We start from the raw sequence: 17,096 nt of genomic DNA on the forward strand, positions 1-17,096 counted from the left end.
TCAAAAGCTTGTTCACAGACTTATCCACAGGTTGTGCTGCGGCTAAAGGTCACGTTCCGCGAGTATCAGCAGGTTGCGCGGGGTCAGCGGGTAATCGCAGAACAGGCCCAGGCGTACCTCATAGCCTTGTTCTTCGAGGAACAGGGCGCGATCAAGCACCAGCCACAATTCCAGCGGCCGGCGGAACAGGTTACGTACGCGCTCCAGGTTGCGTACCTCGGCCAGTCGTTGCCACCCGGCTGCTTCCAGGGCGGCCCAGTCCGGGTTGCCGTTCAAGGGCAGTTGTTTGAGATCGGCCAGGTCGCGGCAGTACTGCTCGTAGGGCTTTTCCAGCCAGGCGACCGGCAGCGACGGCGTTGGCAGGTATTCGCCGGTCTGGCGCTGCTGGCGTTGCAGCAGGTCGAAGCCCAGGCGGCGGGCCATCGAGGTGTCGCGCTGGCGCCGCACGCGGGCGCCGGCAGTGACGGTTTCGCTCAGGGGCAGGCCCAGGTCGTCCACCGACAGCTGCAGGCTCGATGCTTTCGCGGCTGTGGATAACGCCTGGTAGTGCGGCGCCGCGATGCGGTTGTAGCAGCAGGGGGCTACGGCGAGTTGCCGGCAGCCTTGCTGGCTGGCCAGTTGCATCAGGCGGACGTGCAGGTCGCCACAGGCATGCAGGGCGACCACGCTTTTGTCGCCAGCGAGGTGGCGGTTGCTGTCGCTGGCCATCACATCCTGTTGTACGTGCTGCGCTGGCAAGTGATGGTGGGCGCTCAGTACCTGGCCGGCGGCGACCAGTTCGGCGTCGTATTCCAGGCAGGTCAACTGCTGGCCGGGTTGCAGCAGGCGACGGCCGAGGTGGCCTTTGCCGGAGCACCAGTCCAGCCAGTGGTGGGGTGGGTCGCGGAAGGCCAGGTGGCTGGCGAAGGCTTCGATCTGCTGCCATTTGCGGCCGGGGACGGCGACGTCCAGGCGGTGAGCGGCAGGTGGCAAGTCGGTTTGCGGGAGGCTGCCGAGGGCGGCGAGCTGTCGGGCCTGCTCGGACAGTTGCGGGAATGGGGCTGGCAAGCGGTCAGCGGCGCTGTCGGCTTCGGCGTCTGCCAGGGAACATTGGCGCAGGTGTGCGGCAAGCTGGGGGTGGGTGGTTTCCCAGGCCAGTTGCAGGGTGGTGAAGGGGCGGGGTTTCCACAGCTGTTGGTGCTCGATCAGGAACTGGTCGAGGGCCTTGAAGCGGGTGCTTAGGTGGTGGCTATGGAGGTGGCTGGGCATGGGTAGATGTGTGTTGGGTTTGAAGGCCTCTTCGCGGGTGAACCCGCTCCCACAGGATTAGCACAGGTTTCAAGGCCTGTGATGTACCTGTGGGAGCGGGTTCACCCGCGAAATGGCCAGTAAGGTCTCAGCGACCCTGGCAGGCATCCACGCGCAGCCAGCGCTCCAGCAGCTTGAAGCCCTGCACCAGCAAGAACGAGATCACCAGGTAGAACACGCCTGCGGCAAAGAAGATTTCTACCGGCAGGTAGGTACGGGCAATGATGGTACGGGCCATGCCGGTCAGTTCCAGCAGGGTCACGGTACTGGCCAGGGCACTGGCCTTGAGCATCAGGATCACTTCGTTGCTGTACGCCGGCAGGCCGATGCGCGCAGCACGGGGCAGCATGATGTAGAACAGCGCCTTGCCCCGCGACATGCCCAGCGCCCGCGCCGCTTCGATCTCACCTTTGGGGATCGATTGCAGCGCGCCACGCAGGATCTCGGCAATGTACGCGGCGGTGTGCAGGGTCATGGTCAGCACCGTGCACCAGAACGGATCGCGCAGGTACGGCCACAGCGAGCTCGAGCGCACTGCATCGAACTGCGCCAGGCCGTAATAGACCAGAAACAACTGCACCAGCAGCGGCGTACCACGGAAGAAGAAGATGTAGCTGAACGGCACGGCGCGCACGTACCAGTGGCGCGAGGAGCGGGCGATGCCCAGCGGGATGGCCAGGATCAAACCGGCAACCACGGCAATGGCTACCAGCTCCAGGGTCAGGACCGCACCCTCGGCCAGGCGCGGCAGCCATTTGAAGATGACTTCCCAATTCATTATTCAGCCCTCGCAAAGCCGCGAGCGGCGCGTTTTTCCATGAAGTACATGCCGGTCATGGCAATGACGGTCAGGCCCAGGTAGATGCAGGCTGCGACCATGTAGAAAGTGAACGGCTCCTTGGTCACGGTCACGCCGATTTGCGAGTGACGCATGATTTCTTCCAGGCCGATCACCGACACCAGGGCGGTGTCCTTCATCAGGATCATGAACAGGTTGCCAAGGCCGGGCAGGGCGATGCGCCACATCTGCGGCAGGATGATCCGCGACAGGATGCGGCCCTTGGACAGGCCCAGCGCCAGGCCCGCTTCACGGTGGCCCTTGGGGATCGCCAGGATGGCGCCACGGAACACTTCGGTGGCGTAGGCGCCAAAGCACAGGCCCAGGGCGATTACACCCGCCGCGAAGGCGCTAAGCTCCAGGCCCGGCATGTTCAGGGCTTCGCCGAGGCTGTTCATCAGCCCGACGGTACCGAAATAGATAAGCAGTACCCACAGCAGTTCGGGCACGCCGCGAACCAGGGTCGAGTAGAAGCCGCCAAGCCATTGCAGGGGCTTGAGTGGTGAGGTTTTGGCCAGGGCGCCGAGCAGGCCCAGCACCAGCCCCAGCAGCAAGGCGCAAAGCGCCAGTTTTACGGTCATCAAGGTGCCGGCCATCATGGCCGGACCGAATCCGTGCAGGTCGATATTCATGGGCAGGTCATTTTAGGGACTGGCGCGCCACGGGGGCGCGCCGGTCAGGGCGGGTCATTCGATGCTGAACGGGAAGTACTTGTCGTTGATTTTCTTGTACGTGCCGTCGGCCTTGATTTCGGCCAGGGCTTTGTTCAGGTCGTCGCGCAGCTTGGTGTCACCTTTGCGCACGGCAATGCCGATCTTGTCGCTGTCCATCACCGGCTCGCCCTTGAACTCGAAGTTGGAGCCGTCTTTGCTTTTCAGCCACTCGTACTGCACGTACTTGTCGGCCAGGATGCCGTCGATGCGGCCGGACACCAGGTCCAGGTAGGCGTTTTCCTGGGTGTCGTACAGCTTCACGTCCACGCCCTTGAAGTTGTCTTCAAGGTAGGTGCCGGCCAGGGTTGCACGCTGGGTGCCGATGACCTTGCCCTTCAGCGACTCTTTGTCAGTCTTGAAGTCGACGTTTTTCGGCGCGATGAACTGCAGCTTGTTGGAGTAGTACGGCTCGGTGAAGTCCACAGCCTGCTTGCGCTCGTCGGTGATCGACAGCGAAGACACCAGGAAGTCGAACTTCTTGGCGTTCAGGGCCGGGATGATGCCGTCCCAGTCGGAGGTAACGACCGAGCACTCGACTTTCATCTTGGCGCACAGGGCATCGCCGATGTCTTTATCGAAGCCAACCACGTTACCGCTGGCATCCTTGTTGTTGAACGGTGGGTAGGCGGCTTCGATGCCCATGCGCAGTTTTTCTGCGGCCATGGCGTTTGCCGACATCACCAGCGTGGCAGCAGCTGCCAGGAGAAACTTCTTGTAGGTGTGCATGTATTGCTCCGTTAGCGGTGGCTTGACATGAATTGCTTGCAACGCGCCGAGTTCGGGTTCTCGAAGACCTGCTGCGGCGATCCCTGCTCTTCGACCAAGCCCTGGTGCAGGAAGACGACTTCACTGGACACATGGCGGGCAAAGCTCATCTCGTGCGTTACCAACAGCATGGTACGGCCTTCTTCGGCCAATGCGCGGATAACGTTAAGCACTTCCTGGACCATTTCCGGATCGAGGGCCGAAGTGGGCTCGTCGAACAGGATCACTTTAGGCTTCATGGCCAGGGTACGGGCAATGGCGGCACGCTGTTGCTGGCCACCGGAAAGCTGGGCGGGGTAGCTGTGGCGTTTGTCGTAGATGCCCACCTTGTTCAGCAGCGCTTCGGCGGCTTCGATGGCCTCGGCCTTGCTTTGGCCGAGCACGCGGCGTGGCGCCTCGATGATGTTGTCGAGGATCGACATGTGCGGCCACAGGTTGAAGTTCTGGAAGACAAAGCCGATTTCGCTGCGCAGGCGGTTGATCTGGCGGTTGTCGGCAGCGACCAGGTCGCCGTTTTTGGCTGCCTTGAGCTTGAGGGCTTCGCCAGCAACCAGGATTTCGCCCTGGTGCGGGTTCTCGAGCAGGTTGATGCAACGCAGCAGGGTGGACTTGCCGGAGCCGGACGACCCCAGGATGGAGATCACGTCACCGTCGCGCGCGGTCAGCGAAATGCCCTTGAGAATTTCCTGCTCGCCGTAGCGTTTATGCAGATTGCGGATTTCCAGCGCGGGCGTGGCCTGAGCCATGTGCGGTCCTCATGTGTTCGGGTGCGTTCCCAGCTATTGGCGGCCTTCCTGGCGTGCGCCAAGCTAGCATAGCGGCATTATGGCGGCCAACAGGGTTGCCAGGGACTGTGGGCACTGGTGGGGCAGTTTGTCGCATCGCTACAGCGTAACGTCGCGCAGATGTCCGCGAAGGTGTCGCCCAGCACCAGAGCCTTGATGAAAAAAGGCGCGATGGTGCCAGCTTTAGCTCGCTCATGGAAGCGGTTTTGGCCCATTCGAGGGGTAAATCCGACCTTTAGGTCAAAGGTGTTCTCAGGGGGCAGCGTTATCTGTGGACGCGCCAACAGGCTAAAAGGTTGTACCTCAGGGTTGCACTTTCTGGCATTGCGGTGGTGCACGGGTGTTACCGAGGAGCACCTTTGGTGCGTTTGTAAGTGGGTATTTCAGTAATCCGATGATTTGGCGTCCTTTCGGTCAAGCAGTGGCCGAAAGCCCTCCAAACCGCGTGCTAAAAGGCCCGTGAAATTTTCTGACGAATGCATTCAGCAGATGGCGCGCTTATTGCCAGTAGGAAACCGCCGATTGCAGCGACGCCTAGGTCAACCCTGGGCGCGCTCCGTACCCGCAGTCGGAGTGGTCCACTCCTTACAAAGGTAGTTTTATGAGCGGTAACAATTCCAATGACCTCGCTCAGGGGCTCAAACAACGGCATGTGACCATGCTGTCCATCGCTGGTGTCATCGGTGCCGGCCTGTTCGTAGGCTCCGGCCACGCCATCGCAGCTGCCGGCCCGGCCGTGCTGCTGGCATACGCCGCCGCCGGTACGCTGGTCGTGCTGGTGATGCGCATGTTGGGTGAAATGGCGGTCGCCTCGCCTGACACCGGTTCGTTCTCTACCTATGCCGACCGCGCCATCGGGCGCTGGGCCGGTTTTACCATTGGCTGGCTGTACTGGTGGTTCTGGGTGCTGGTGATTCCGCTGGAGGCCAACGCTGCCGCGGCCATTCTGCATGCCTGGTTCCCTGCGGTGGATCTGTGGGCGTTCTCCCTCATCATTACCCTGGCGCTGACCCTGACCAACCTGTGCAGTGTGAAGAACTACGGTGAGTTCGAGTTCTGGTTCGCCCTGCTCAAGGTGCTGGCGATCATCGGTTTCATCGCCGTGGGCTGTGCGGCCATGTTCGGCTTTGTGCCGAGCAGCCAGGTGAGCGGTGCCAGCCACCTGTTCGATACCCAAGGCTTCATGCCTAACGGCCTGGGCGCAGTGCTGGCAGCCATGCTGACTACCATGTTCTCGTTCATGGGTACCGAAATCGTCACCATTGCTGCTGCCGAGTCGAAGGACCCGGGCAAGCAGATCAGCCGCGCCACCAACTCGGTCATCTGGCGTATCTGCCTGTTCTACCTGGTGTCGATCTTCCTGGTCGTTGCCCTGGTGCCGTGGAACGACCCGGCCCTGGCCGAAACCGGTTCCTACCAGACTGTGCTGAGCCGCATCGGCGTGCCGAATGCCAAGCTGATCGTCGACATCGTCGTGCTGATCGCCGTGACCAGCTGCCTGAACTCGGCGCTGTATACCTCTTCGCGCATGCTGTTCTCGCTGAGCAAGCGTGGCGACGCCCCGGCGATCGCCCAGCGCACCACCAAGGCGGCAACCCCGCATGTGGCGGTTTTGCTGTCCACTGCAGCGGCTTTCCTTTGCGTGTTCGCCAACTTCGTGGCCCCGGCCCAGGTGTTCGAATTCCTGCTGGCCAGCTCTGGCGCCATTGCCTTGCTGGTGTACCTGGTGATTGCCGTGTCGCAACTGCGCATGCGCGGCCAGCGTGAGGCCCGTGGCGAGAAGATCACCTTCAAGATGTGGCTGTTCCCGGGCCTGACTTGGGCGACCATTGCCTTCATCGTCGCCATTCTGGTGGTCATGGCACTGCGTGAGGATCACCGTGCGGAGATCATCGCGACTGCGTTGCTGAGCATTGGTGTGGTAGCGGCTGGATTGCTGGTACACCGCAAGCGCGAAGCTGCCGGGCGGGTGGCGCTGGATAACTGATCCGCGCTGGCTGTAATGAAAAGGCCGCGCCCTGTAGAGGGTGCGGCCTTTTTTGTTGCCTGTACCGGCCCTATCGCCGGCAAGCCAGCGCCTACAGGAATCTTGCTGCACTCAGGCCTGTCATGACCCTGTGGGAGCTGGCTGCCGGCGATAGGGCCCTTGCAGGTTAAATGGCCCTGTCAGCCAAACTGCTTCTGCTGTTGCTGCTGCTTGGCCACCAGTTCGGATGCGGTGATGTAGGCAGCCTGGAACTCGTCGCTTTCCAGCCAGGCCATGGTGGCCTCTTCGTCGGCGCCGTCCAGCCATTTGCGGTAGGCGTTGAACACCAGCACGATGTAGTCGGTGGCGTGCTCTTCCTTGTGCCCCTTGAGCACCAGGGCCAGCAGTGGGTCTACCAGGAACACCGAGATCATCGGCACCAGGCCGCCTTCCTGGGCTTCCTTCATCTTCTCGAACATCGCATCGTAGCTGCCCGACTCCATCGCCTTGTTGTATACCTGCTCGACGCTGGCGCTGTCGCCGGCACTGGGCTTGACCGCCTGGCCGCTACGCACCATGCGGTTCTGCTTGGCCTTGCTGGCGGCGCGCTTGGCGCGTTTCTGTTGCTTGGTAGGGGTGGCCATGGGGGCTTGAGTCCTTGGGTGGTGCTGGAAAAGTGCGTATTGAATCGCAGATGGCAGTGAAACCCAAGCGGCATTGGCGGGTCTGACTCAGGCTGCCCGGACATTCGGCATTCGCTCAAAGGACATTCACGGATGAAAGCACCCGTCATGCTCGGCCTGCTGGCCGCCGCTCTTGCCGGCTGCGGCAACATTGCCGCAGTCAAATCTTTCAATACCCCCTACGGCTCGCCCAGTGGCGGTGACACCGCACGCCTGCGGGTAATCGCCGACGGTATGGTACGTGCGGTACCGGAAAAGGACTGTGTGGACTGGTACAGCCCCGGTGCCGGAGTGATTGCGGTACCCACCAAAGGCTTCGCCGACCGCAATGGCGAAACCTTGGGCATGCCGGCCAGTGTATCTGCCCGGGCGGGTGACGCAGTCAGCGAAGTGCTGGTGCCTGCCGGTAAGCCGTTTACCCTGCACTTTCTCGATGGGGGGCGCTCGGCCGGCTATGACACGGTGCAGAACTGCCTGGGCATGTTCTCGTTCGTGCCGCAAAAAGGCGCCGACTACGAGCTGGTGGTGCACGGCTACAGCGCCTGCGGCGGCACGCTCAAGCGCCTGGACAAAGCCGAGGACGTGGCCCGGCGCAAAGCTGATTATTGCAGTGCCATGGCCAACTTCTAGGCGCTTCAGGCTGGTTGGGCGACCAGCTCGTCTTCTTCGAAGCCGCGAGCGGCCTTGCCGACCAGCAGCGCATCCGGGGCGTGGGCCACGCTGTGGTCCTTGCCTGGGTAGTCCAGCGAATGCAGGAAGTGGCGGATGCAGTTGATCCGCGCGCGCTTCTTGTCATCGGACTTGATCACCGTCCACGGCGCATCGGCGGTGTCGGTGTGGAAGAACATCGCTTCCTTGGCCGCGGTGTAGTCTTCCCACTTGTCCAGCGACTTGATGTCGATGGGTGACAGCTTCCAGTGTTTGAGCGGGTCGTCCCGGCGTGAAATGAAGCGTCGCAGTTGCTCTTCGCGGTTCACCGAAAACCAGTACTTGAACAGCAGGATGCCGCTGTTGCACAGCATTCGCTCCAGGTCCGGTGTCTGGCGCATGAACTCCAGGTACTGCAGCGGTGTGCAGAACTCCATCACCTTCTCGACGCCCGCGCGGTTGTACCAGGAGCGGTCGAAGAACACCATTTCACCCGCTGTGGGCAGGTGCTGGATGTAGCGCTGGAAATACCACTGGCCCTGTTCCTGCTCGGACGGCTTCTCCAGTGCGACGATGCGTGCGCCACGTGGGTTGAGGTGCTCCATGAAGCGCTTGATGGTGCCGCCCTTGCCTGCGGCATCGCGCCCCTCGAACAGGATCACCACACGCTGGCCGGTTTCCTTCACCCAGCTTTGTACCTTCAACAGCTCGATCTGCAGCGCGTGCTTGGCCTTTTCGTAGTCCTGGCGTCGCAGGCGTGTGCGGTAGGGGTAGCTGGCCGGCAGGTGGGCCGAGGTGCTGTCTTCGTTGCTGCCCTTCGGGGCGGTGGCAACTTCCAGTGCAGCGGGTTGCTGGCTGATACGGGTGATCGTCGGTTCCGGCTTGCGCTGGCGTGGGCGGCGCGTGCGGACTGGAGTGATGGGGGGTTCGCTGGGGGCGGGGAGCAGGAGGGGGGATTCTTCGCTCATGGAGGTCCTTGCTGGTCGATACGGGTATCCGTCTTCGATTATGAAGGTGAGCGAGTGATGGCTATTTGATGCTGGTCAATGAGCAAATATTACAGACAACAAAAAACCCGCACTAGGCGGGTTTCTTGTTGTCGCTTCGGGTAACTTTGCAACCACCAGAAGCTTGAAGGTGGTGCCCAGAGACGGAGTCGAACCGCCGACACGAGGATTTTCAATCCTCTGCTCTACCGACTGAGCTATCTGGGCGACGAGGTGAATTAAATAGATTTCCGGACCGCTCGTCAACGACTTTTTGAAAAAATTTTAAATTAATTCCGTCGCTTACGATTTTTGGGGTCATTCGGCCGGTGGAACGTAGCCTTCCGCCTGTGCGTATTCTTCGCCGGCGAAAAACTTGTCCATCTCTGCCTGGAGGAATTTGCGGTCCTCGGCATTCATCATGTTCAGGCGTTTTTCGTTGATCAGCATGGTCTGGTGCTTCTGCCAGTCGGCCCAGGCTTGCTGCGAGATGTGTTCGAAGATGTCCTGGCCCTTGGCGCCGGGGTAGGGCGGGCGCTCCAGGCCTGGCAGTTCTTCTTTGTATTTGCGGCACATCACGGTGCGTGTCATCGGGCGTCTCCTGCAATCAGTTCGTCGGCCGCGCGTTCAAGCAGTTTTTTCACCGGGGCGGCAAGGCCCAGGCGCGGCGGGGTGGCGAGGTTATACCAGAGCCAGTCGGCCTCGGCCACGTGCTCGCCGACCAAGTCGACGTGCACCAGCCAGGGCTCGATTGCCAGCTGGAAGTGGCTGAAGGTATGGGTCAGGCCTTCCATGGCCTGGCTGCCTGCCAGGCGCAAGCCGTGCTGATAGGCCAGGTCGTCAAGCTGTGCGAGGTCGTCCAGCTCCGGCAGGCTCCACAAACCACCCCAAAGCCCGCTGGAGGGGCGGCGATAAAGCAGGATGGCGCCTTCGTGGTTGGCCAGCAGTGGCATCAGCGTGCGCCGTTGCGGCAGCGCCTTGCGCGGTTTGGGCTCTGGGTAGCGGGTTTCTTCGCCGTGCAGGTGTGCCTCGCAGCCGCGCTGCAATGGGCAGATCAGGCAACTGGGCTTGCTGCGGGTACACAGCGTGGCGCCCATGTCCATCATGGCCTGGGTATAGTGATTGGCGCGTTGCAGCGGGGTAAAACGCTCGGCCGTGGCCCACAGCTGGTTGGCTACCTTGGGCTCGCCTGGGTAGCCGGCCTGGGCGGTGTAGCGCGCCAGCACACGCTTGACGTTACCGTCCAGGATCGGCGCGCGAATGCCCATGCTGATGCTGGCGATGGCGCCGGCGGTGGAGCGGCCGATGCCGGGCAGCTCGGTGAGCTGCTCGACACTGCGCGGGAATTCGCCGCCATGTTGCTCGACCACGATCTTTGCCGCTTTTTGCAGGTTGCGTGCGCGGGTGTAGTAGCCCAGCCCCGTCCACAGGTGCAGCACTTCGTCCTCCGGCGCTTCGGCCAGGGCCTGCACGGTCGGCAGGGCCTGCATGAACCGGTCGAAGTAGTTGAGCACGGTGCTGACCTGGGTCTGCTGCAGCATGATTTCCGACACCCACACCCGGTACGGGGTGATGCCCTGTTGCCAGGGCAGGTCGTGCCGGCCGTGCTCGTCGTACCAGTCCAGCACAGCGCTGGAGAACTGCTCGGGGCTCATCGCTTGAACAGCCCCTTGAGTGCGTCTTTTAATTCCGGGCTCACTTTGTCTCCAAGTTTCTCTTCGAGCTTTTCATCAATCTTGTCTTTGAGGCGGTTGCCGGCCAGCTTGGCGGCAACCTTGCCCATGCCGCCCTGGTCCAGGCGGCAGGCCTTGGCGCCTAGCTCCAGCGGGCCACGGCAGCGCAGGGGCACTTCAACGCCCACGTAGCGTTCGTTGACCTGGCAGGCCGGGTCCGGCATGGCGCGCTGATCGCCTTCGACAATCACACCGACGTTGTAGTCCATGCCCAGCACACGCAGGTCGAGGTCGCCATGGCCGTTGACGGTCAGGCCCGGAATTCGCGCCTTGAGGTCCGGGTTGCTGGCAACGCCGTTGCGCACCACCAGGCTGCCGCGCAGTTCCTGGAACGGGGTGTCTTTGCCGCGTGGCTCGCCGCTCAGGGTCTTGCGGTTGAGCGTGGCGATGGCCTGGCACAGCTGCTGTTCCAGGTTGGCGTTGACCAGCACACCATCATTGATGGTGAAGTTGGCACTGCCGTTGAGGGTGTCGACCAGGGCTTTCTGGCTGTTGCCGGTGGCGGTCAGGTCGCTGGTCAGGGTCAGCAGGCCTTTGACCGGTGGAACCTGGTCCTTGCCTTCGGCCTTGATGAAGTGCTGTACCGGCACGCGCTGGATGTTGGTGTTCACACCCAGTTGCGGTACGGCAGGGCGCACATCGACTGTGCCTTTGGCTTCGAAGGTGCCGTTGTACAGCTCGCCACGCAGGGTTTGCAGGGTCAGCAGGCCGCCCTGGCCGATGGCCTTGAGCTGGGCGTCTTTGATCGGCAGCTTGTCCAGGGTCAGCGAGCCAAAGGCCAGGTCGGCTTGCAGGTCGAGGGCGCGCAGGCGGTCGACCGGCAGCAGCTTGTCGTCGCTCCACGCTACTTGAGTCGGGGCGTTGGGCAGCGGTGTGGTGCCGGCACCGGCCACGGCGCTGGCTTCTTGCTGCTTGACCTCGGCCTGGCGCGCGGCAGTGGCGCCCTTGGCTTCTTCGCTCTTGGCTGGCAGGTAGCGGTCAGCGTCGAAGGTATCGCCCTTGAGCTGCAGGCGCATGGCCTGCTTGGCGAAGTCTTCCACGGCCACACGCCCACTGAAGGTGCTGTCGTCCAGCTTCACGGCCAGGTCTTCCAGGGCCAGGCTGTTTGCTGTGCCTTGCAGGCGGGTGACCAGCTCCAGTTTGGCGAAGGCTGCCGGGTCGTTGGTGGCCGGCAGTGGGCGGCCAATGCTGTCGAGGAACGTGCGCAGGTTGAACTGGGCGATGGACAGGCCACCGCTTAGCTGTGGGGCCTTGTCCAGGTCACGCACGTTCAGCTCGCCCAGGGCGCGCAGCTGGTTGGCCGAGACTTTCAGGCCGCTCCACGAGGCGACATTGGCGGCCAGGTCGACCAGCAGCTGGCCCTGGGCGGCGAAGGTCACGGTTTTGCCGCCGGTTGGCTCACCCGAGGTTTCGCCCGACAGGCGCATGTCTTCGAAGTTGTAGCGCTTGAGCTTGCGGTCGAAGCGCAGTTCGCCGGCCAGCTCGGTGCGGGCCTTGATGTTCGGCTGACTGGCGCTGAGGAAGGCACTGGCCTTGAGTGGAATGTTCGCACCTTCATGAACCGGGCCAGTGCTCAACTGGATGCTCTCGGCGCTGTAGCTCTGGCCGGTCTTGGCATCGGTGTATTGCACGCGGGCGTTGTTCACGGTCAGGCTGTCGATGTCCAGCTTGACGGCGCGGTCGTTGCTGTCGGCTGTCGCAGGCTTCTGCTCGGCAGATGCCTGGGCAGGTGCCTCGGCGTTTGCACCGTTCTGCGCAGGCAGCGGTTTGCCGATGTCTTCCCAGTTGCCATGGCCCTGCTCGTCGCGCGCCAGGGTCAGGTTCAGGCCTTCGACGCGCACGTCGCTCATCTGCACTTCGCGGCGCAGCAACGGCAGCACGCGCACGGAAAGGCCGAGCATCTGCAGGTCGGCGAACGGCTCCTTGGGTTTGGCCAGCGTGGCGATGCTTGCGTCGTGCAACTCCAGGCCCAGCCACGGGAACAGGCTCCAGCCGATGTCGCCGTTGAGGGTCAGCTCGACGTGAGCCTTGTCCCGTGCCAGCTGGCGAATCTCGTCTTTGTAGTCGTTGGGATCAAAGAGGTGGGTCAGGGCGAAGCCCAGCGCCACGATGATCAGCAGCAACCCGAGAAGCCCCAGCCCCAGGATTTTGCCGAACGCTTTCATGGGCGAGTCCTTGTAGTCCGTTAGTGAATTCAGGCGGCAGAGTATAACGCCGCAGTGGTTGTGCCTGCTTATACGACTAGAGATACAGGCCATTTCCTACGGTTGCAGCAGATGGTACGGCTTTCGACAGGCAGGATTTTGTCAGTTCCGTATGTATCGCCTGTACCGGCCCTATCGCCGGCAAGCCAGCTCCCACAGGTATGGCACCGGCCTGGAAGACGGTGAGATCCCTGTGGGAGCTGGCTTGCCGGCGATAGGGCCGGTGCAGCGGACATGACCGTTTCAGCCGAGCAAAAAATCACGATATCAGATTGCTTTCACGCCACTTGGCTCTGCTAATCTTGCGCCGCTTTGCGAGCACCCACCATAAGAAGGATCAGATCCATGACCAGTACCGTCGCGGCGGGGGCCTCGGCCAGTGTGCCAGGCTTCCTGTCGAAGGAGCGCATCATCGCCCGCCCGGGCTTCAACCGCTGGCTGGTTCCCCCGGCTGCCCTGGCCATCCACCTGTGCATTGGTATGGCCTACGGCTTTTCGGTGTTCTGGCTGCCTTTGTCGCAAGCCCTTGGTATTACCGCCCCCATTGCCTGTGCGGCAGACATGAGCTTCATGGCCCGGATGTTCAGCGCCGAATGCGACTGGCCGATCTCGATGCTGAGCTGGATCTACACCCTGTTCTTTGTCTTCCTCGGTTGCTCGGCGGCAGTATTGGGCGGTTGGCTGGAGCACGCCGGGCCGCGCAAGGCCGGCCTGGTGTCGGCACTGTGCTGGTGCGGCGGCATGCTGATCTCGGCCATTGGTGTAAAAACCCACCAACTGTGGCTGATGTGGCTGGGCTCCGGGGTAATCGGCGGTATCGGCCTGGGGCTGGGCTATATCTCCCCTGTGTCCACGCTGATCAAGTGGTTCCCGGACAAGCGCGGCATGGCCACCGGCATGGCGATCATGGGCTTCGGTGGCGGGGCCATGGTGGGTGCACCGCTGGCCACCGCGCTGATGGGGCATTTTGGCAACGAGCACGAAGTGGGCGTATGGCAAAGCTTCGTCGCCATGGCGGCAATCTACTTCGTGTTCATGACTGCCGGCGCGCTGGCTTACCGCGTGCCGCCGACCGGCTGGAAGCCCGAAGGCTGGACCGCCCCGGCGAAAAAAGCCGGTAACACCATGGTGACCGACCGCCATGTACACGTCAGCGTCGCCTGGAAAACCCCGCAGTTCGCACTGATCTGGCTGGTGCTGTGCCTGAACGTGTCGGCGGGCATCGGCATTCTGGGCATGGCGTCGCCCCTGCTGCAGGAAGTATTCGCCGGCAAATTATTGGGCAACGAACTGACCTTCAGCCAGCTGAATGCGGCCCAGCTGGCCCAAATTGCCGCGATCGCCGCCGGCTTCACCGGCCTGCTGAGCCTGTTCAACATTGGCGGGCGGTTCTTCTGGGCGTCGTTCTCCGACTACATCGGCCGCAAGAACACCTACTTCGCCTTCTTTGCCTTGGGTGTTGGCCTTTACAGCCTGGTGCCGAACATGGGGCACCTGGGTAACGTGGCGCTGTTCGTGGCCGCGTTCTGCATCATCCTGTCGATGTATGGCGGCGGTTTCGCGACCGTGCCCGCGTACCTGGCGGACCTGTTCGGCACACAGATGGTCGGCGCCATTCATGGCCGCCTGCTGACTGCCTGGGCTGCGGCGGGCGTGCTGGGGCCGGTGTTGATCACTTACCTGCGCGAGTCTCAGTTGGCCGCGGGGGTGGAGCGGGCAGCGGCTTACGACATGACCTTGTACATACTCGCTGGCCTGCTGGTGCTGGGCTTTATCTGCAACATGCTGGTGCGCCCGGTGGCCGACAAGCACTTTATGAGCGACGCCGAACTGGCGGCCGAACGCGCGCTGAGCCATGACAAGGGCGCCGATGGGGCGCGGTCGCTGGAGTGGAAGGCGGCGCCGGGGAGCCTGGCGCTGGTGCTGCTGGCCTGGGCGGTGGTGGTCGTGCCGCTGGCCTGGGGGGTGTGGGTTACCTTGCAGAAGACTGCGGTGCTGTTCCATTGATGTAATGCTGGGCAGGCTCAAGGGGCGCTTTGCGCCCCATTCGCGGCACAAGGCCGCTCCCACAGAGAGCACATGCCGCGATTACCCGGTTGTATAGACCTGTAGCGGCATCCCGCCCCCGTAATTGCTTGCTTTGCCATATGTCATCCGCGTTTCAAGCTGGCGCGTTCTGGGCCTATAATGGAGCCCTTTTCGCCCAATGATTTTGCGGAGCTGGTGATGGTCGAACGTAAGGCTTCCGTCGAGCGCAATACCCTGGAAACCCAGGTCAAGTGCTCGATCAACCTCGATGGCAGCGGCAAGGCCCGATTCGATATCGGTGTGCCTTTCCTTGAACACATGCTGGACCAGATCGCCCGCCATGGGCTGATCGATCTGGATATCGAGTGCAAGGGTGACCTGCATATCGACGATCACCATACCGTCGAGGACGTCGGTATTACCCTGGGCATGGCATTTGCCCAGGCCATCGGTGACAAGAAGGGTATCTTCCGTTACGGGCACGCCTACGTGCCGCTGGACGAAGCGCTGTCGCGCGTGGTCATCGACTTCTCCGGCCGCCCAGGCCTGCAGATGCATGTGCCGTATACCCGTGCCAGCGTTGGCGGCTTTGATGTCGACCTGTTCCAGGAGTTCTTCCAAGGCTTCGTCAACCACGCGCTGGTAACCCTGCACATCGACAACCTGCGTGGCCACAACACTCACCACCAGATCGAAACGGTGTTCAAGGCATTCGGCCGCGCGCTGCGCATGGCTGTCACCCTCGATGAGCGCATGGCCGGGCAGATGCCGTCGACCAAAGGGTGCCTGTAAATGCAGACGGTAGCCGTAATCGACTATGGCATGGGCAACCTGCACTCGGTAGCCAAGGCGCTTGAGCACGTAGGTGCCGGTAAAGTGCTGGTCACCAGTGATGCCGCGGTCATTCGCGAGGCCGACCGTGTGGTGTTCCCGGGTGTGGGCGCGATTCGCGACTGCATGGCCGAAATCCGTCGCCTGGGCTTCGATAGCCTGGTGCGCGAAGTCAGCCAGGACCGCCCGTTCCTCGGCATCTGCGTAGGCATGCAGGCGCTGCTCGAACACAGCGAGGAAAACACCGGCGTCGACTGCATTGGCCTGTTCCCCGGCCAGGTGCGCTTCTTCGGCAAAGACCTGCAAGAAGACGGTGAGCACCTGAAGGTGCCGCACATGGGCTGGAACGAAGTCAGCCAGACCATCGACCACCCGCTGTGGCACGACATCCCTGATCGCGCACGTTTCTATTTCGTACACAGCTACTACATCAATGCCGGCAAGCCGGGTCAGGTTGTCGGCCGCGGCCACTACGGTGTCGACTTCGCCGCTGCGCTGGCTGATGGCTCGCGCTTTGCCGTGCAGTTCCACCCGGAGAAGAGCCATACCCATGGCCTGCAGTTGCTGCAGAACTTCGTCGCCTGGGACGGGCGCTGGTAAATGAGCAGGTCGAAAGCCAAGGCCTCGGTCATGACGTTGGCCCCCGAGCAGGAGCGCGATGCGCTCGACACGCTCAAGCGCTTTCTCGAAGACCGTTTCGAGCTGGAGCTGGGGTCGTTCGAGGTGGCCGAGGTGCTTGAGCTGTTCAGCAAAGAAATTGCACCCCTTTACTACAACAGGGCGATTGCCGATGTTCAACTGCACCTCAAGGAGCGGTTCGAAAGCATCGAAAGCGATCTGTGGGCGCTCGAAAAGCCCTGAAACCCTAAGAACAGACAGGTTCCCAAGATGCTGATTATCCCCGCTATCGATCTGAAGGACGGTGCCTGCGTGCGCCTGCGCCAAGGCCGCATGGAAGACTCCACGGTCTTTTCCGACGACCCGGTGAGCATGGCCGCCAAGTGGGTCGAGGGTGGCTGCCGCCGCCTGCACCTGGTCGACCTCAATGGCGCCTTCGAAGGCCAGCCAGTCAACGGCGAAGTGGTGACTGCCATCGCCAAGCGCTACCCAACCCTGCCGATCCAGATCGGCGGTGGCATCCGCTCGCTGGAAACCATCGAGCACTACGTCAAGGCTGGCGTCAGCTACGTGATCATCGGCACCAAGGCGGTGAAGCAGCCGGAGTTCGTGGCCGAAGCGTGCAAGGCCTTCCCAGGCAAGGTCATCGTTGGCCTGGATGCCAAGGACGGCTTCGTCGCCACCGACGGCTGGGCCGAAGTCAGCACCGTGCAGGTCATCGACCTGGCCAAGCGTTTCGAGGCCGATGGCGTCTCGGCGATCGTCTACACCGACATCGCCAAGGACGGCATGATGCAGGGCTGCAACGTGCCTTTCACCAAGGCACTGGCTGAAGCCACCCGTATTCCGGTGATCGCCTCGGGCGGCATCCACAACCTGGGCGACATCAAGGCCCTGCTGGACGCCAAGGCACCCGGCATCATCGGCGCCATCACCGGCCGTGCCATCTACGAAGGCACCCTCGATGTCGCCGAGGCCCAGGCCTTCTGCGACAACTACCAAGGCTGAGGA

17 protein-coding genes and 1 tRNA gene are annotated in these 17,096 nt (G+C 62.3%); 7 read left to right on the plus strand and 11 right to left on the minus strand.

All coding sequences use genetic code 11. The features are described from left to right. Positions 1-42: 42 nt before the first annotated feature. The 5 genes from CKW35_RS19045 to CKW35_RS19065 form a co-directional block, all read right to left on the minus strand. Positions 43-1,248, minus strand: coding sequence for a methyltransferase (locus CKW35_RS19045; protein ID WP_095116620.1), 1,206 nt, complete (start codon positions 1,246-1,248; stop codon positions 43-45). Positions 1,249-1,375: 127 nt separating this feature from the next. Next, positions 1,376-2,065, minus strand: a complete 690-nt coding sequence (locus tag CKW35_RS19050; protein WP_016497592.1) for an ABC transporter permease — start codon at positions 2,063-2,065, stop codon at positions 1,376-1,378. After that, positions 2,065-2,757: an ABC transporter permease gene (locus tag CKW35_RS19055; RefSeq protein WP_016497593.1), complete on the minus strand. Its 693-nt coding sequence runs from the start codon at positions 2,755-2,757 to the stop codon at positions 2,065-2,067. The genes CKW35_RS19050 and CKW35_RS19055 overlap by 1 nt, the downstream gene beginning before the upstream one ends. Positions 2,758-2,811: 54 nt before the next feature. Beyond that, complete coding sequence (locus CKW35_RS19060) at positions 2,812-3,564, minus strand: ABC transporter substrate-binding protein (RefSeq protein ID WP_003255747.1); 753 nt, start codon at positions 3,562-3,564, stop codon at positions 2,812-2,814. A gap of 11 nt (positions 3,565-3,575) precedes the next feature. Next, the gene (locus tag CKW35_RS19065; protein WP_016484496.1) at positions 3,576-4,349 is read right to left on the minus strand and encodes an ABC transporter ATP-binding protein; all 774 of its coding nucleotides are present in this window, start codon (positions 4,347-4,349) and stop codon (positions 3,576-3,578) included. A gap of 640 nt (positions 4,350-4,989) precedes the next feature. Between CKW35_RS19065 and gabP the strand changes: the two genes are divergently transcribed. Further along, positions 4,990-6,375: a GABA permease gene (gabP, locus tag CKW35_RS19070; RefSeq protein ID WP_016484497.1), complete on the plus strand. Its 1,386-nt coding sequence runs from the start codon at positions 4,990-4,992 to the stop codon at positions 6,373-6,375. 179 nt (positions 6,376-6,554) lie between these two features. On the opposite strand, the gene CKW35_RS19075 is transcribed toward gabP, so the two are convergent. Continuing rightward, complete coding sequence (locus CKW35_RS19075) at positions 6,555-6,998, minus strand: hypothetical protein (RefSeq protein ID WP_016484498.1); 444 nt, start codon at positions 6,996-6,998, stop codon at positions 6,555-6,557. Between the two features lie 132 nt (positions 6,999-7,130). Between CKW35_RS19075 and CKW35_RS19080 the strand changes: the two genes are divergently transcribed. Beyond that, a complete protein-coding gene (locus CKW35_RS19080; protein ID WP_095116622.1) occupies positions 7,131-7,667 on the plus strand; it encodes a hypothetical protein in 537 nt (178 codons plus the stop codon). 5 nt (positions 7,668-7,672) lie between these two features. Here CKW35_RS19080 and ppk2 read toward each other — a convergent pair whose 3' ends face one another. From ppk2 to CKW35_RS19105, 5 genes are all read right to left on the minus strand, one after another. Next, a complete protein-coding gene (gene ppk2 / locus CKW35_RS19085; RefSeq protein WP_060518043.1) occupies positions 7,673-8,653 on the minus strand; it encodes a polyphosphate kinase 2 in 981 nt (326 codons plus the stop codon). Between the two features lie 170 nt (positions 8,654-8,823). Then, a tRNA-Phe gene (locus CKW35_RS19090) sits at positions 8,824-8,899 on the minus strand. A 90-nt stretch (positions 8,900-8,989) separates the two neighbouring features. Then, positions 8,990-9,262, minus strand: coding sequence for an oxidative damage protection protein (locus CKW35_RS19095; RefSeq protein ID WP_016484501.1), 273 nt, complete (start codon positions 9,260-9,262; stop codon positions 8,990-8,992). Further along, the gene (gene mutY, locus CKW35_RS19100; protein WP_016484502.1) at positions 9,259-10,326 is read right to left on the minus strand and encodes an A/G-specific adenine glycosylase; all 1,068 of its coding nucleotides are present in this window, start codon (positions 10,324-10,326) and stop codon (positions 9,259-9,261) included. Before mutY ends, CKW35_RS19095 begins: the two co-directional genes overlap by 4 nt. Next, positions 10,323-12,569, minus strand: coding sequence for an AsmA family protein (locus CKW35_RS19105; protein ID WP_095116624.1), 2,247 nt, complete (start codon positions 12,567-12,569; stop codon positions 10,323-10,325). Before CKW35_RS19105 ends, mutY begins: the two co-directional genes overlap by 4 nt. 384 nt (positions 12,570-12,953) lie before the next feature. Here CKW35_RS19105 and CKW35_RS19110 point away from each other — a divergent pair, with 384 nt between their 5' ends. The 5 genes from CKW35_RS19110 to hisA all read left to right on the plus strand — a co-directional run bounded on the left by CKW35_RS19110 (position 12,954) and on the right by hisA (position 17,093). Continuing rightward, complete coding sequence (locus CKW35_RS19110) at positions 12,954-14,615, plus strand: OFA family MFS transporter (protein ID WP_095116626.1); 1,662 nt, start codon at positions 12,954-12,956, stop codon at positions 14,613-14,615. A 219-nt stretch (positions 14,616-14,834) separates the two neighbouring features. Beyond that, a complete protein-coding gene (gene hisB / locus CKW35_RS19115) occupies positions 14,835-15,428 on the plus strand; it encodes an imidazoleglycerol-phosphate dehydratase HisB (RefSeq protein WP_023532883.1) in 594 nt (197 codons plus the stop codon). Next, on the plus strand, positions 15,429-16,067 hold the full coding sequence (gene hisH, locus CKW35_RS19120) for an imidazole glycerol phosphate synthase subunit HisH (protein WP_016484506.1): 639 nt from the start codon (positions 15,429-15,431) through the stop codon (positions 16,065-16,067). Further along, complete coding sequence (locus tag CKW35_RS19125) at positions 16,068-16,328, plus strand: DUF2164 domain-containing protein (protein ID WP_023047079.1); 261 nt, start codon at positions 16,068-16,070, stop codon at positions 16,326-16,328. Positions 16,329-16,355: 27 nt separating this feature from the next. After that, positions 16,356-17,093: a 1-(5-phosphoribosyl)-5-[(5-phosphoribosylamino)methylideneamino]imidazole-4-carboxamide isomerase gene (gene hisA, locus CKW35_RS19130; protein WP_016484508.1), complete on the plus strand. Its 738-nt coding sequence runs from the start codon at positions 16,356-16,358 to the stop codon at positions 17,091-17,093. Positions 17,094-17,096 lie beyond the last annotated feature (3 nt).

Origin of the sequence: Pseudomonas sp. Irchel 3F3 (genome assembly GCF_900187545.1) — a bacterium.
Taxonomy (GTDB): domain Bacteria; phylum Pseudomonadota; class Gammaproteobacteria; order Pseudomonadales; family Pseudomonadaceae; genus Aquipseudomonas; species Aquipseudomonas fortuita.

Bases quoted from the DNA above. Each gene is read 5' to 3' on its own strand.
- CKW35_RS19045 (WP_095116620.1), bottom strand. From the start codon at position 1,248: ATGCCCAGCCACCTCCATAGCCACCACCTAAGCACCCGCTTCAAGGCC.
- CKW35_RS19050 (WP_016497592.1), bottom strand. From the start codon at position 2,065: ATGAATTGGGAAGTCATCTTCAAATGGCTGCCGCGCCTGGCCGAGGGT.
- CKW35_RS19055 (WP_016497593.1), bottom strand. From the start codon at position 2,757: ATGAATATCGACCTGCACGGATTCGGTCCGGCCATGATGGCCGGCACC.
- CKW35_RS19060 (WP_003255747.1), bottom strand. From the start codon at position 3,564: ATGCACACCTACAAGAAGTTTCTCCTGGCAGCTGCTGCCACGCTGGTG.
- CKW35_RS19065 (WP_016484496.1), bottom strand. From the start codon at position 4,349: ATGGCTCAGGCCACGCCCGCGCTGGAAATCCGCAATCTGCATAAACGC.
- gabP (WP_016484497.1), top strand. From the start codon at position 4,990: ATGAGCGGTAACAATTCCAATGACCTCGCTCAGGGGCTCAAACAACGG.
- CKW35_RS19075 (WP_016484498.1), bottom strand. From the start codon at position 6,998: ATGGCCACCCCTACCAAGCAACAGAAACGCGCCAAGCGCGCCGCCAGC.
- CKW35_RS19080 (WP_095116622.1), top strand. From the start codon at position 7,131: ATGAAAGCACCCGTCATGCTCGGCCTGCTGGCCGCCGCTCTTGCCGGC.
- ppk2 (WP_060518043.1), bottom strand. From the start codon at position 8,653: ATGAGCGAAGAATCCCCCCTCCTGCTCCCCGCCCCCAGCGAACCCCCC.
- CKW35_RS19095 (WP_016484501.1), bottom strand. From the start codon at position 9,262: ATGACACGCACCGTGATGTGCCGCAAATACAAAGAAGAACTGCCAGGC.
- mutY (WP_016484502.1), bottom strand. From the start codon at position 10,326: ATGAGCCCCGAGCAGTTCTCCAGCGCTGTGCTGGACTGGTACGACGAG.
- CKW35_RS19105 (WP_095116624.1), bottom strand. From the start codon at position 12,569: ATGAAAGCGTTCGGCAAAATCCTGGGGCTGGGGCTTCTCGGGTTGCTG.
- CKW35_RS19110 (WP_095116626.1), top strand. From the start codon at position 12,954: ATGACCAGTACCGTCGCGGCGGGGGCCTCGGCCAGTGTGCCAGGCTTC.
- hisB (WP_023532883.1), top strand. From the start codon at position 14,835: ATGGTCGAACGTAAGGCTTCCGTCGAGCGCAATACCCTGGAAACCCAG.
- hisH (WP_016484506.1), top strand. From the start codon at position 15,429: ATGCAGACGGTAGCCGTAATCGACTATGGCATGGGCAACCTGCACTCG.
- CKW35_RS19125 (WP_023047079.1), top strand. From the start codon at position 16,068: ATGAGCAGGTCGAAAGCCAAGGCCTCGGTCATGACGTTGGCCCCCGAG.
- hisA (WP_016484508.1), top strand. From the start codon at position 16,356: ATGCTGATTATCCCCGCTATCGATCTGAAGGACGGTGCCTGCGTGCGC.